The organism is Brevibacillus parabrevis (assembly GCF_003710905.1).
GTDB lineage: Bacteria > Bacillota > Bacilli > Brevibacillales > Brevibacillaceae > Brevibacillus > Brevibacillus parabrevis.
Genome location: NZ_RHHV01000006.1, coordinates 363246 through 377939 on the forward strand (window position 1 = coordinate 363246; position 14694 = coordinate 377939).

The 14694-nt window shown below is 53.4% G+C and carries 12 protein-coding genes; 2 read left to right on the forward strand and 10 right to left on the reverse strand.

Annotated features, from left to right (window positions below):
- Positions 1-8 precede the first annotated feature (8 nt).
- Complete coding sequence (locus tag EDM60_RS08150) at positions 9-356, reverse strand: thioredoxin family protein (RefSeq protein WP_122963654.1); 348 nt, start codon at positions 354-356, stop codon at positions 9-11.
- 88 nt (positions 357-444) lie between these two features.
- On the reverse strand, positions 445-1332 hold the full coding sequence (locus tag EDM60_RS08155) for a LysR family transcriptional regulator (protein WP_122963518.1): 888 nt from the start codon (positions 1330-1332) through the stop codon (positions 445-447).
- A 116-nt stretch (positions 1333-1448) separates the two neighbouring features.
- Between EDM60_RS08155 and leuC the strand changes: the two genes are divergently transcribed.
- Positions 1449-2879: a 3-isopropylmalate dehydratase large subunit gene (gene leuC / locus EDM60_RS08160; RefSeq protein WP_122963519.1), complete on the forward strand. Its 1431-nt coding sequence runs from the start codon at positions 1449-1451 to the stop codon at positions 2877-2879.
- Positions 2876-3460: a 3-isopropylmalate dehydratase small subunit gene (leuD, locus tag EDM60_RS08165; protein WP_122963521.1), complete on the forward strand. Its 585-nt coding sequence runs from the start codon at positions 2876-2878 to the stop codon at positions 3458-3460. Before leuC ends, leuD begins: the two co-directional genes overlap by 4 nt.
- 104 nt (positions 3461-3564) lie before the next feature.
- On the opposite strand, the gene EDM60_RS08170 is transcribed toward leuD, so the two are convergent.
- The 8 genes from EDM60_RS08170 to pepF all read right to left on the reverse strand — a co-directional run bounded on the left by EDM60_RS08170 (position 3565) and on the right by pepF (position 14660).
- The gene (locus tag EDM60_RS08170) at positions 3565-4077 is read right to left on the reverse strand and encodes a GNAT family N-acetyltransferase (RefSeq protein ID WP_122963523.1); all 513 of its coding nucleotides are present in this window, start codon (positions 4075-4077) and stop codon (positions 3565-3567) included.
- Between the two features lie 336 nt (positions 4078-4413).
- Complete coding sequence (locus tag EDM60_RS08175; RefSeq protein ID WP_122963525.1) at positions 4414-6072, reverse strand: AMP-binding protein; 1659 nt, start codon at positions 6070-6072, stop codon at positions 4414-4416.
- Positions 6073-6189: 117 nt separating this feature from the next.
- Positions 6190-6669 carry a hypothetical protein gene (locus tag EDM60_RS08180; protein ID WP_122963528.1) on the reverse strand — a complete coding sequence of 160 codons (480 nt, stop codon included), beginning with the start codon at positions 6667-6669 and terminating at the stop codon, positions 6190-6192.
- 91 nt (positions 6670-6760) lie between these two features.
- Positions 6761-7252: a YajQ family cyclic di-GMP-binding protein gene (locus EDM60_RS08185; protein WP_063227007.1), complete on the reverse strand. Its 492-nt coding sequence runs from the start codon at positions 7250-7252 to the stop codon at positions 6761-6763.
- 32 nt (positions 7253-7284) lie between these two features.
- Positions 7285-8073, reverse strand: coding sequence for an SDR family oxidoreductase (locus tag EDM60_RS08190; RefSeq protein ID WP_122963529.1), 789 nt, complete (start codon positions 8071-8073; stop codon positions 7285-7287).
- Between the two features lie 198 nt (positions 8074-8271).
- Positions 8272-11367, reverse strand: coding sequence for an efflux RND transporter permease subunit (locus EDM60_RS08195; RefSeq protein ID WP_122963531.1), 3096 nt, complete (start codon positions 11365-11367; stop codon positions 8272-8274).
- Positions 11368-11371: 4 nt separating this feature from the next.
- Positions 11372-12595 carry an efflux RND transporter periplasmic adaptor subunit gene (locus tag EDM60_RS08200; RefSeq protein ID WP_122963533.1) on the reverse strand — a complete coding sequence of 408 codons (1224 nt, stop codon included), beginning with the start codon at positions 12593-12595 and terminating at the stop codon, positions 11372-11374.
- A 253-nt stretch (positions 12596-12848) separates the two neighbouring features.
- Positions 12849-14660, reverse strand: a complete 1812-nt coding sequence (gene pepF / locus EDM60_RS08205) for an oligoendopeptidase F (protein ID WP_122963534.1) — start codon at positions 14658-14660, stop codon at positions 12849-12851.
- Positions 14661-14694 lie beyond the last annotated feature (34 nt).

Below are 14694 nucleotides of genomic sequence, written 5' to 3' on the forward strand. Positions count from 1 at the left end.
TCGTTGCATTACTCTGCGTTCAAACCGTTGTTTACCTGAACGGCGCGGTCGAGAAAACGCTCGATCTCTTCGCGGCTTTTGCCGAGCTTGCTGACGAAGCGAACGAGCTCTTTGCCCCGGCTGAACGCGATGAAGCTGGGAATCCCGAACACATCGTGCTTCTGGGACAAATCAGGCAGCGTATCGCGATTGACAGCGACCATGTCCACTTGCTCTTTATATTGTTCTTCCACTTCCGGCATGAACGGATCGATGCGGTGACAGTCCGGGCACCAATCGGTAAAAAATTTGACCACGACGGGCTTCTCGGCGGCAATCGCCTGTTCAAATTCTGCTTCTGTCTTGAGTTCTCTCATCATGGATCTTCCTTCCTAGAATGATTTGGAAACAGTGTAGCACAAAGCCTGCCTGTTTGTCGCACGCGGCTGACACTTCATCCGCTTTTTACAACGCCCCGCCCTGCTCCACCAAACAGCGCACAAACGCCTCAGCCGGGCGCGACAGCGGCTTGTCTTTGCGATAGGCAACGACGAGTGTCCGGTATGGTTTCGTCGTAAGCCGTACGTAGGCGGGCGGCTCTATCGTCCCTGGCGCCAGCGTAATCATTTCCGGGGCAAAAGACAGCCCCATGCCCGCCGCGACCAGCGACTGGACGGTCTGGATGTTGGTGCTTTCAAAGACGATGCGCGGACGGAAGCCAGCTTGCTCGCACAACCGCAAGGAAATCGTCCGGAAGCCTTGCCCTTCCTTCAGCAAAATGAACGGCTGATCCGCAAGCTCGGCCAGGTCGACCTGCTTTTTGCCAGCCAATGGATGATTCGGCGGCACCGCCAGGAAAATTTCTTCGTTGATCGCCGGAATGATCTCCAGCGAAGGGTCGCTGATCGGCATCGTCAGCAAGCTGACGTCGATTTTTCCGCGCACGAGCAACTGTTCCAGATGGCTGGATGTTTCCTCCATCAGTTGCAGCTCGACTCCGGGGAACAACTTGGTAAACGTCGGCAACACACGCGGCAGGACGTAAGCGCCCGTGATCGGCAAGCTGCCAACCAGCAGTCGGCCGCTCTCCCCCACTGCATACGCGCGCATTTCCCGCTCCAGCCCTTCCGACATGTCTACCAGCGTCTGCGCCACCTGCACAAAACGCTGGCCCGCATCTGTCAGCTCCACATGCTGGGGCAGACGGTGAAACAAACTCACACCCAATATTTTTTCCAGCTTGGCGATTTGCTGGCTAAGCGATGGCTGAGCCAGATGCAAGCGGTTGGCCGCACGCGAAAAGCTGCGTTCCTCCGCTACTGCAAGCACATAACGAATCTGTCGTAACTCCATAAAAAACCTCCCGATAGGCAAAAGCTATCCTTCTCATAATTATTATATCTTTGAACTATTTTCTTTGCCATGATACAACCTTGTTAAGAGTTTTCGCACGAAGGAGGCATTCACTAATGAAACCCCGTACAATGTTTGAAAAGATTTGGGACAATCACGTGATTCACGAGGAAGCTGGCAAACCGAGCCTTTTGTACATTGATCTGCATCTGGTGCACGAGGTGACTTCTCCGCAAGCGTTTGAAGGGCTCCGCCTGGCTGGCCGCAAAGTCCGCCGTCCAGAACTGACTTTTGCCACCATGGACCACAACGTGCCGACAGCGGATCGCTTCAATATCAAAGACCCGATCTCCCGTCAGCAAATGGAAACACTGACTGATAACTGCCGGGAATTTGGCATTACACTCGCTGACCTGAACAGCCCGGATCAAGGAATCGTCCACGTCATCGGCCCTGAGCTTGGCCTGACACATCCCGGCAAAACGATCGTGTGCGGCGACAGCCACACTTCCACGCACGGGGCATTCGGCGCCCTCGCCTTTGGGATCGGGACGAGCGAGGTCGAACACGTACTCGCCACACAATGCTTGCCGCAGCTGAAGCCAAAAACGATGGAAGTCCGCGTGAACGGCGACCTGCCTTTCGGTGTCAGCGCAAAAGACTTAATATTGGCGATTATCGCAAAATACGGAACTGACTTTGCAACCGGGTACGTCGTAGAGTACACAGGCGAAGCGATCCGCAAGCTGACAATGGAAGAGCGCATGACCGTGTGCAACATGACGATTGAAGGTGGCGCACGCGCCGGGCTGATCGCTCCGGACCAAACGACGTTTGACTATCTGCAAGGCCGCCGCTACGTTCCGCAAGGCGAAGACTTCCTGGCAGCAGTGGAAGCATGGAAAGAGCTGTGCACAGACGAAGGCGCTACGTACGATACATGTGTCGAAATCGACGCCGCTGCCATCGAACCGCAAGTAACATGGGGCACCAGCCCAGGCATGGGCACGAACATCACCAGCACGGTTCCAGACCCGGAAGCTTTTGAGACTACGGCACAGCGCAAAGCGGCTCAGGACGCTCTCGCTTACATGGATCTTGCTCCGGGAACGCCTATGAGCGAAATCAAAATCGACCGCGTCTTCATCGGCTCCTGTACAAACGGACGGATTGAAGACTTGCGCAAAGCGGCGGAAGTTGCCAAGGGACGCAAAGTCTCCCCTTCCGTACACGCGATGGTCGTACCTGGCTCCCAGGCAGTCAAGCAGTTGGCTGAGCAAGAAGGCTTGCACCTCATTTTCCAGGAAGCCGGTTTCGACTGGCGTGAATCCGGCTGCTCCATGTGCCTCGCCATGAACCCGGACATCTTGTCAGAAGGAGAGCGTTGCGCTTCCACTTCCAACCGCAACTTCGAAGGACGTCAAGGCCGTGGCGGACGCACTCACCTCGTCAGCCCGGAAATGGCAGCCGCGGCAGCCATCGCAGGCCGCTTCGTAGACGTACGTGAATGGAAAAGAGAGAGCGCAAGCGAGGAGGTATTCCAATGAACCCATTTGTCATCCACACCGGACTGGTCGCGCCACTGGACCGTGTCAACGTAGATACAGACGCAATCATCCCGAAACAGTTCCTGAAACGCATCGAGCGCAGCGGCTTTGGCCAGTTCCTGTTTTATGAATGGCGCTTTAACGTCGATGGCTCGCCGATCGACTCGTTCATCCTGAACACCCCTGCCTACAAAGACTCGACTGTGCTTCTCGCCCGCAACAATTTCGGCTGTGGCTCGTCGCGCGAGCACGCTCCGTGGGCTTTGCTCGACTACGGCTTCCGCTGCGTGATCGCTCCGTCTTTTGCCGACATTTTTTACAACAACTGCTTCAAAAACGGCATCCTGCCGATCAAGCTCAGCGAAGAGCAAGTCGACGAACTGTTCTTGCGCACACAAAGCCGCGAAAATTACGAGCTGACGATTGATCTCGAACAGCAAGTCGTGCGCGACAGCGATGGTTTGTCCTATCCGTTCGAGGTGGACCCGTACCGCCGCTACTGCCTGTTGAACGGCCTCGACGACATCGGAATTACGTTGCAATACGAGGACAAAATCGCTGCCTACGAAGCGAATCGTTAATCTTTTTGCTCGAAACATGTTTTTCCATACAGAAGCGAAGGCATGCTGCCACACATGCCTTCGCTTTTTCGTCTGGTCAAGCGTTCGTTTTCAAGCGGTAGCCACTACTCGTGCAAGAGTACATACATCAGCGTCTCGTCGACGTAGCGCTCCCCTACCTTCAAAGCTTGTTTTTCATAACCGTACGGCACAAAACCCATTTTCTCGTAAAAACGTACGGCCCCAGGGTTGCTCGTCACAACCGCAAGCTGAACCTGGCTAATGTCTCCGCGCGCTTTCAAATACGCCAGCTCTTCGTGCATCAACGCTTGCGCGATACCTGTCCCGCGATGCGCTTCCCGGACGTACATGGACACGACCGCTGCCTTATGCCGCGCCTTGATGCCGCGATGGCGGAAATAGCCGATGATCCCTACCAGCTCCCCTGCGACGAAAGCGCCAAAATAACCGCTGTCGCCTTGTGGTCCCTGAGACAGCCGCTCCTTCCACTCCGCCATAGGCCGTGCCGCATCTTCTTCATACGTAGCACCGAATGCATCCGGGTCGGTTTGCAACCCTTCCAATCTTACTTTTACAAAAGCTTCTGCATCTTCTGGCCCCAATCGGCGGACTTCCATTGTGCGTTTCCCCTCTCTCCTCGCATTTCCACTCATAATAGTAAAGAGTTGCCAGGTTGTAAAGGTTGAAAAATTCCTTTTTAAACCATTTTTATAACGGAGAAAAGTTTTCCTGGAAGGTGCGTCCGCTTTCCCGCCAAGCTACAGAGACGACAAGCGGTGTTGCGGAACTGGAAGCTGCATTTTCTCCACTGCTGACGGAACGAAGCGGTACCGCTACTGGATCGGCTGTCCGGTCGGCACAAAGCGGCTATGCTTCCAGATCACCAGCCTGACCGGAACAAAAAGCGCCAGGACAGCATCCCCCGGCGCTTCTTTTCACCACTTATTCGTTGCTCAGGCAAGCTCGTTCCGGGCCGAATCGGCAAGATCAAACGATGCCAGCGCCTGTTCACGCAGCTTGAACTTTTGAATTTTGCCAGACGCTGTCATCGGGTATTCGGCGACGAACTGGATGTAGCGCGGCGTTTTGAAACGGGCAATTTTGCCTTCGCAGTACGCCAACACTTCCTCCTCTGTCAGCGTCTCGCCCGGTTTTACCCGAATGCAGGCCAGCACCTGCTCTCCGTATTTGGCGTCTGGAACACCGACGATTTGCACGTCCAGTATTTTCGGATGCGTGTACAGAAACTCCTCGACCTCACGCGGATAAATATTTTCCCCTCCGCGAATGATCATATCCTTCAATCTGCCTGTGATCCGGTAGTAGCCTTCCTCGTCGACCGTCGCCAAATCTCCCGTATGCAGCCAGCCCTCTTCGTCGATCGCCTTCGCGGTTTGATCCGGCATATTGTAATACCCTTTCATCACCAAATATCCGCGCGTACACAGCTCGCCCTGGACGCCAGGAGGCAGCGTCTCTCCCGTCGCTGGGTCGATGACCTTCGCTTCCACTCCTTCGTGCAGCCTGCCTACGGTGGATACCTTGCGCTCGATGGAATCTTCTGGCCGCGTCTGGGTGATGACCGGGGAAGCTTCCGTCTGTCCATAGGCGATCGTGATGTCGCGGATGCCCATTTTGTCCACTACGTTTTTCATTACCTCGATCGGGCAAAGAGAACCCGCCATAATGCCCGTGCGCAGCGAACTGAGATCGCGCTCGGCAAAAGACGGATGGTTCAGCTCGGCGATGAACATGGTCGGCACTCCGTACAGCGCTGTGCATCGTTCGGCTTCGACAATCGAGAGCACCAATCCGGGATCGAAAGCGGTGACAGGGACCATCGCCGCTCCCGTGGCAACGCAGGCGAGCGTGCCCATCACGCAGCCAAAGCAGTGAAAAAACGGCACGGGGATGCACACCCGGTCTTCGATGCCGAGCCCTTGACATTCCGCTACCTTGATGGCGTTGTTGACGATGTTCACATGCGACAGCATGACTCCTTTGGGGAAGCCAGTCGTCCCTGACGTATATTGCATGTTGATAACGTCGTCGGGCGAAAGCGACTCTTGCCGCAAACGCCGTTCTTCCTCGCTGACCAGCTCGGCCCGCGCGAGCAAATCTGCCCATAAAAACATCCCCGGCTGCCGCTCCTCGCCCAAGTAGATGACATTGCGCAAATGGGGAAGCCGCTTCGACTGGAGAGCGCCCGGCTCACACGTCTCCAGCTCGGGACAAATTTCCTTGATCATGTCGAGGTAGTTCGCATCCCGATACCCGTCGATGAGCAGCAGTGTCGTCGATTCAGACTGCCGCAGCAAATACTCCAGCTCATGGACGCGGTAGCTTGTATTCACCGTCACAAGCACTCCGCCCATCTTGGCCGTTCCAAACTGGGAAATCACCCATTCCGGCACATTTGTCGCCCAGATCGCGATGTTCTCCCCTTTTTGAATGCCGAGCGACATAAATCCCCTTGCCGCCTGATTGCACACTTCCTGAAACTCGGCAAACGAATAACGCAACGATCGTTCATGGTAGACTAGCGCTTCCTTATCCTGATAAAGTCTGGTTGTCTCATCCAGCAAGTTGCCAATCGTAATCATCCGCAGCATGCAAGCACCCCCAAAAACATTCAGACTATTCCATCTTTATCAACTAGGATTCGTTCTCTTCCATCATATTCCTTCCGAACAGAAAAAGAAAAGCGCCCTCATCGGAACGCTTTTCGCTTATTTCACCACAATTTTTTGCGTCGCTTCTACCTTGTATGGCAGATGGTTGCTGTAATTCAGCTCCACGCGGATTTCGTGCTCGCCTTTTGGCAGCTTTTTCAGCATGAACTCCGGATGGTAGATCATTCCTTTGGATTCTCCATCGAGGTACAGATGGGCGTGGCCTTTGCCAAACACCGGGGTTTGCCCAAGCTCGCTGCTCTCCTGAACGAACTCGAAGTTTTGCGTCAAAAGCGACACTTCTGCTGTCGTTCCGTCCACGGAAATATCCATGTTCAAAGACGGCTTGGCGGCATCGGTCGGCTGGCTCACCGGAGTGTTGGCCGTGGTAGTCGGCACACTCGTGTCACCTGGTCGATAGGAGTCAGAGACGTGCAACGGGTCTTTGACCAATAGCACGATTCCCGCCACCAAAACAACTACGAAGACGATCCCGCCCAAAATGAGATTGCGCATACTGATAATAAAGACCTTCATGTCTCTACTCTCCCTTTCGCAAGTGCTTGTCACTTATTTGTACATGCATATGCGAGAGCAAAGAGAGTTAGACGCAAAACTTTTCTAGCAATCAGCGGTAGTTGATAAATTGCACGTCGAGCGCCAAATCTGCCTTGCGGATCGCCTGAATGATCTGTTGCAGTTCATCCCGGCTTTTTCCGGTCACGCGGATTTGATCGTCCTGCACTTGCGTTTTCACCTTCAACCCTGCGTCTTTAATGATGCTGTTGATCTTTTTGGCGTTTTCCTTGTCGATTCCTTGCACCAGCTTCACGCGCTGCCGAACCGTCCCGCCCGCTGCCGGCTCCACCTTTTGATAGTCCAAGTTTTTGATCGGGACGTCGCGCTTGACCAGCTTGCCGAGCAAAATGTCTTTGACCTGGCCGAGCTTAAATTCGTCATCCGAGATGAGGACAAGCTCTTCCTTTTCCAATGAGATGCTGCTTTTGCTCCCTTTGAAATCAAAGCGGTTCTCGATTTCCTTCAAAGCCGTCTGGATGGCGTTGTTCACTTCCGACAAGTCCACCTTGGATACGATGTCAAACGAGCTTTCTTTGCTCATTTTCTTTCCTCCTTTGAATGGGAAATAGTGCCCTAGATCGCCCGGACCAGGCCGCCGTCAACGAGAAACGATTGTCCGGTGACATAGCTGTTGGCTGGCGACGCCAAAAAAGTCACCGTGCGGGCAAATTCATCCGGGTGACCGTACCTGCCAAGCGGAATTTGCTGCTCCCAGTTTGCGCGGACTTCATCTGCCGTAACGCCTTTTGCATTCGCGCTTAGTCCGTCCAGTTGCTGCACGCGGTCTGTGGCGATTCGTCCCGGGCCGATTGTGTTAATCAAAATGCCGTCCGGCCCCAGCTCGGAAGACAACGTTTTCGCCAAGCCCAAAACGCCCGTGCGGAACGTGTTGGACAAAATCAAGTTTTCCAACGGCTGCTTGAACGAAGAAGAGGCAAAGTTGACGATGCGCCCAAACTGGTTGGCGCGCATATGCGGCAAAACGGCGCGAATCGCCCGGACATAGCTCAGCAAGTTCAGCTCAAAGGCGGAAATCCACTGCTTGTCCGTCAACTGGTCAAACTTGCCCGCGGCAGGCCCGCCTGAATTGTTGATTAAAATATCCACCCTGCCAAACTCGCTGACGGTCGCCTGCACAACCCGCTCGATATCTTCCGGCTTGGTCACATCGACGACCACGGCAAGCGGAGCTTTTCCTGTTGCCTGTTCAATCTCGGCGCGAACAGCTTCCAGAGCGCCTTCGTCTCTGCCGCAAATCGTTACGTTTGCTCCCTCGTGAGCGAGGCAAAGCGCTGTCGCTTTTCCCAGCCCTTTTGTCGACGCAAGCACAAGAGCTGTCTTACCCTTCAGTTGCAGATCCATAGTCAGACTCCTTTCGCGGTGCGTATGTATCTTCCTTAGTTTCTATTCTACAGAACTTTCTGACGAACGAAAAGCAAAGAGAAGGGGCAAAAGCACACCTTCCCTTCTCTTCTTTTCGCTATCGTATTGGAACGCACTTCGTTGATCAGATGTGCCCCGCTTGCTTGCGGCAAGCAAAGCAGTCTGATTGCTCACGTGCTACAGCTCGGTTTTGGAAACCTCGTTGTTTTTGTTTTGTTTCGCCAAACGCTTGGCTTCCCGTTTCGCTTGACGCGCTGCCTTGCGAGCCAGGCGTTTTTCTTTTGCCCCTTCGAACAAAGAGTACAGCACAGGCACGAGGATCAAAGTAACCATCGTATGGAAAATCAAGCCGGCAATAACGGCTGTCGCAAGCGGAGCTTCCATGTCGGAGCCTTCCGCCATTGCCAATCCCATCGGCAGCATCCCCAGGATTGCTGTCAGCTTCGTCATGATAACCGGACGCACGCGGTCTTTCGTTCCTTGCACGATCGCTTCTGCCGTAGCCATGCCGCGACCGCGCAGCAGGTTGATCCGGTCGATCAGCAAGATCGCGTTGGAGACCACGATACCGACCAGCATAATAATCCCGATCATCGCCATCTCGCCAAACGTTCGTTGCGTGAGCACGAAGCCAAGTACCACGCCAACCAGTGCCATCGGAATTGTCAGCATAATGATGAACGGCTGCGACAGTCGGCCGAACTGGGCGACCATGATGACATAGATCAGCGCAAGAACGCCGAGGAAAACAAGAATCCCTTGTGTCATGTTGGCGCTTTGTTCTTTCAACTGGCCGGCAATTTCCACTTTGTATCCCTCTGGAATGACCATGCCCGGCAGCTTCTCGTTGATTTCACGTCCAACCGTACCCAAATCGCTTCCCAACAGCTCTGCGGACACACTGATGATCCGTTCGCCTTTTTGATGTGTAAGCGTAATCGGCGATTTGCTGTAGACCCAATCTACGAGGTCAGCAAGCGGCACTTGTGCCCCCTTCTCGGATGTTACCGTAATCCCCTTGAGCTGCTCTGGATGCTTCAGCCAGTTGTCCGGCATTTTGGCGACCACATCCACATCGATGCCATCTTTTGTGATGGACGTAATGTGCTGGTTGCCAATCAGAACGCTCAGTTGCTGGAGCAAGGAGCGATGGTCAACGTTCAGTCTAGCCAGTGCATCTTGCTTCGGAATCAGCGTTACTTTTTCTTTTCCTTCTTTGAAATCGTTGCGAATATTCGTTACGCCATTGATCGTGGACAGCATGCCCTCAAGCTCCGTGGCGATCTTGCGCATTTGCTCCATATCGTCCCCGGTGATGTTGAGCTGAACAGGGGCTGATCCACCTTGTTGTCCGAAAGACATGGAGATGGACTCAATGCCTGGGATCGCATTCAGGCGCTCGTTGATATCAGCCGTCAAAGCTTCCTTGGTACGATTGCGTTGCGACTTCGGCACGAGTGAGATGAAGATGTCCGAATCACTTTTGGACGCTATGAAGAAGACGTCTTTTACTTCGGAAATGCCCCGCAGTGCTTCTTCTCCGACCACCGCAGCTTTTTGCGTGCGTTCCAGCGTTGAACCCGTCGGCATCTTCAGCGTGGCAAAAATAAAGTTTTCGTTCGGATCGAGTCCGTTCCCCATCTTCACAAAAGGGGTAAGGAAAGTTACGGCGACAAGCATGAGCACCGCCACGATAATCGTCTTGACCCGGTGGCGCAAAGCCATATTCAACAGCCCGTTGAACAACCGATTGACAGCGTGTTCTTTTCCTTCGCCCTCCAGCGAGACCTTTTTATCTTTCTGCAAAAAGCGATCGGAAAACACGGGTACGAAAAAGAACGCGGCAATGGTCGAAGCGATGATGGCAGCCGATACGGTAAAGGCAATCGTCGCCATGATCGGTTTGAGCCAATCGGCAAAGTCTGCAAAAACGAGCGGCAAAAATACGACGATGATCGTAAGCTGCGAAGTAAATACAGGCGTCAGTACCTCTTTCGTTCCTTTGATGATCGCCTGTTTCAGCTGCTCGCCTTTTTCACGGAAATGATAGATGCTCTCCAGTACGACGATCGCGGCGTCGACAATCAAGCCGACCGACAAGCTCATCGAGAGCAAGCTGACCATGTCGATGTTGTAGCCAGCCATTTTCATGGCGATAAACGTCATGAGAGCTGACAATGGCAATGTCGTTGCGATGACGAGCGTCACCCTCCAGTTGCGCAAGAACACAAACAGGATGATGATCGCCAATGCCCCACCAATGGCCACATCGCGGCTGAGGTTCGATACCGCATGCTCGATGAAGGAAGCAGCCTCAAACATGACTTTTATTTGATATTTTCCATCGGCTTCCGTATTGATCTGCTTGATGAGTTGCTCGACATTGCGCTGGGTAGTAATCAGATCGTAACCGTCTGAGCGCGACACGCTAAGGTGTACGAATACCATGCCATCAGTCAGCGCTACCGAGTCTTTCACTTTTCCGCGCATGTCTTCCACAGTCGCCAATTGCTCCAGCGTGACGGTTCCGTTTGGCGTGTTGATCGGCAGCACGTTCATTTCCTGTACAGAATGGAAGCTGTTGTCGATCATGATGACCGTGTCAAAGCCCGTGTTTTCGAGCGTGCCGATCGCTTGCTTCCAGTTCGTTTCCTGTAGCTGGGAAACAACCTCGGATGGCGTTGTGCGGTAGGCGTTCAGTCTCTCAGGGCGCAAAGTGATCGCGATTTTGTTCTCGAAGCTGCGATCTGATACAGACACTTCTTTTACGCCTGGCACTTCTTCGATCCGGTCTTTGAGCGTTGTTTTTGCCAGGCTCAGCATCGCTTTCGGATCGGCTCCCACAAGCGCGTAGTCGATCATTTGATCGTCCCCGAAGCTGTTCTGGGTTACGCTGACCGTGTCAATCGCTTTCGGGAAGCCGTTGCGCAGCCGGTTAACGGTATTTTGCACATCTTGCTTAACTTGTTCCCCTTTGCCTTCCAAGGCGATAATCGTAATATTGGCGTAACCTGTACCTGTAGTAGAAGAGTATTCTTTAATGTTTGCAATTGACTTGATATTTTGCTCGATGTTCTTCGTTACCTTCTCTTCCATCTCTTCCGGGGGAAGTGCCCCACCCGATACATTGACGAAGATCGATGGGAAGTTTGTTTTCGGAAGCAGCTCGACATTGAAGCTGAACAGCGAGCCCAAGCCAGCAAGCACGAGCAAAAAGGTAAACAAGTACACAATCAGGCGTCGTTTCAGCAAAAAGAGAATCAACTTTTCCATGCTACTATTCTCCCTTCGCCTCTACTTTTTGCCCCTCGACGTAGAAAGTAATGCCGCTGCGCAAAAGCTGGTCGCCTTCTTTGACGCCCGAGAGAATCTCGATTTGATCGTCGACGATCTGTCCGGTCTTCACTTCCTTCTTCACAGTAAGGCCATCTTCCACCGCCATGACATAGTGCTCTGTAGAGTTAACTCCGACACTTTCCAGCGGCACCAAAAATCCGTTCACTTTGCGCGGAGCCTCAATCGTTGCAGCCATTCCGCCACGCCAGAATCCATCTGCATTCGGAATCGTTACTTCCACCCGATACTTGCCTGTTTCCTTGCTCACGACCGGGGAGACAAAAGTAATCGTTCCCTGGCTTTGTTTGCCGTCATCGGATACAGCCTGCACCTTCGTTTTTTCCTGGAATTGACTGATGAGATCATTGGTAATATCAAGAGTGACTTTCACTTCGCTCAAGTCCACCAGATGAATGATTTGATCGCCTGGCGAAGCCTGTTCGCCTGTTTGTTTGTATACATCCACGACCGTTCCGGCAAAAGGAGCATGAATTTTCGCATCATCCAGACTCTTTTTCGCCCGCTCAACCTGTCCGGCTGCCGATTTGATCGATGCGTTGGCCATGGCGATGTCCTCTGGCTGCGCACCGCGTTGCAATTCGGTGAGGGACAGTTGTGCGTCTCGCGCAGAAATTTCCGCTTGAGTCAGGGCGCGTTTCAAGTCATTTATTTCGGTCTGTGAAATAGCTCCGCCAGCAAACAGCTTTTCGCCTGCTGTCAGGTCCTGCTTTGCTTTTTCCAGACGGCTTTGGGCACTTTGCACTTGCAGTCGTTGCTGTTCAATCGCCTCGGCAGTTGCTCCCTTCAATGCTTTGTTTTTGCGCGCCGCTGCCTCTTCCACCTGGCTTGCAGCTGCTTCTACTTCCTTTTGGTAGTAACGCGAGTCAAGCGTTGCCAACAGCTGGCCTTGCGCGATCTTCATCCCTTTGCTTACCGGGATGGATGAAATCGTTCCTCCCGTGCCAAAAGGCAGTACGGCGTCACGCTTCGCCTCTACCATTCCGGTAACACGCAGCACGACTGGCTGTGCAGCTTTTTGAACCGTAACCACTTCAACGACTTTCGCTTTTGCCTCAGCCTGCGTTGGAGGCTCTGGTGCTGGGCCTCCGCAACCAGCCGTAACCAGCAATAGAGAGGCCATGATGATCGATGCCCGTTTTTTCACAATGATTCCTCCAAATTTTCACAATCTGTTCCCCTTGCGTAATTGTGCCAGTTTTTACCTTCGCTGCAAAACAGTCAGCGGTTGGAATTTCGTCTCCGTCCCAAGGCGGAGGAGGACATAATCCCTACCAGTTTCATAAGTATATACGAACAACATAGAAGACCGTTACCGTTTTTTGGGCTTTCAGCAGAAAAAATCTAAAACAGGAAAAAGCAGCCAAGTAGAATTACTTGACTGCTTTTTTAGCATCGCTTTACTTCTCGTTTAAGAGCTGCTCCATTTCGTCCAGCAACTCTTTGAAAACACTCAACGCTTCTGCAACCGGGGCGGGAGAGGTCATGTCGACGCCCGCCTTTTTCAGCAGGTTGAGCGGATAGTCGGAGCTGCCGCCCTTGAGGAACTCCAAGTAGCGGTCAACAGCTGGCTGTCCTTCCTCCAAAATCTGCTTGGACAAGGAAGTCGCCGCCGAGAAGCCCGTGGCGTACTTGTAGACATAAAAATTGCGATAGAAGTGAGGAATGCGCGCCCACTCCAAATCTACTTCTTTATCTACAACCATGTCTGGTCCATGGTAAGCGACGTTCAGCTCACGGTAGATCGCACTGAGCGAGTCGGCTGTCAGCGGTTCGCCCTGCTCTTCTTTGGCATGGACGATTTTCTCAAACTCGGCGAACATCGTCTGACGGAAAACCGTGCCGCGGAATTGCTCCAGATAGTAGTTGATCAAGTACAGACGCTGCTTCTTGTCTGTCGTGGTCTTGAGCAGGTGGTCCATCAGCAGGGCTTCGTTGAGCGTGGAAGCTACTTCCGCCACGAAAATCTTGTAATCGGCATACGTGTATGGCTGGGCCTGATTGGAGTGGTAGCTGTGCAGGGCATGCCCCATTTCGTGGGCCAGCGTAAACATGTTGTTCACGTTGTCCTGGTAGTTCATGAGCACGTACGGATGGGTCGTGAATGCTCCCCATGAGTACGCCCCGCTCGTCTTGCCTTCGTTTTCATGCACGTCGATCCAGCCGTTGGAGAAGCCTTCCGCCAGCACGCGACCGTACTCCTCGCCGAGCGGATGGAGCGCCTCCTTGATCGTTGCGACCGCCTGATCGTACGGGATTTTCATGTCTACCTCGGGCACGATCGGCACGTACAAATCGTACATGTGCAGCTCGTCGACCCCGAGCAGTTTTTTGCGCAGCGCGATGTATTTGTGCATCAGCGGCAAGTGCTCGTGAATCGTCGAAATCAGGTTGTCGTACACAGACAAGTCCACGTTGTCCGCGAACAGGGCCGCATACAAGGCGGACGGATATTTGCGCGTCCGGGCGTAAAACACATCGCCCTTGATCGCCGAGGTCAGCGATGCGGCAATCGTATTGCGAAACTTGCCGTACGTAGTGTACAGCGCTTCAAAAGCTTCCTTGCGCACGCGTCTGTCCTTGCTCTCCATGAACTGCGTGTAGCGACCTTTTGTCAGTTCGACTTCTTCGCCGTTTTCGTCCGTAATCATCGGGAACTTCATGTCGGCGTTGTTCAGCATGCCAAAAATTTTCGAAGGAGCCGAAGCCAGTTCGCTCATGTTCGCCAGGAGCGCCTCTTCCTCCGAGGAAAGCGTATGCGGCTTGAAGCGCGTAATCTCGTCCAGCAAAATCCGGTAGTGCGCCAAACCTTCTGTGTCGTTGATCCACGCTTCCAACTTGTCCGTCGGGATGGTCAAAATCTCCGGCTGTATGTAAGCGAGCGCACCGTATACTTGCGTGCTCAGGCTGGTAGCACGATCAGTCAGTCCCTGGTACGTGCTGTTTGCGTTATCCTCGTCACGGCGCATGCGAGCGTAGACGTACACCGTATCGAGCGTCTTCGTCAGCTCGTCCTGAAGCGTCAATGCTGCGAGCAGCTGCTCCCCGGACTGGGCCAGCGTCCCTTTCAAGGCAGCAACTTGCTCGGTGAGTTGTTTCGCCTTTTGCACATCTTTTTCCCAATCCGCGTCGGTTGGGTAAATATCCTCCAACCGCCATTTGTATTCAGCGGGGACGTCACTGCGTTTTGGCAGTGTTTTGCTTTTGTTCACCGTGATCACTCCCTCGTAATTTGCGCTAGATGGT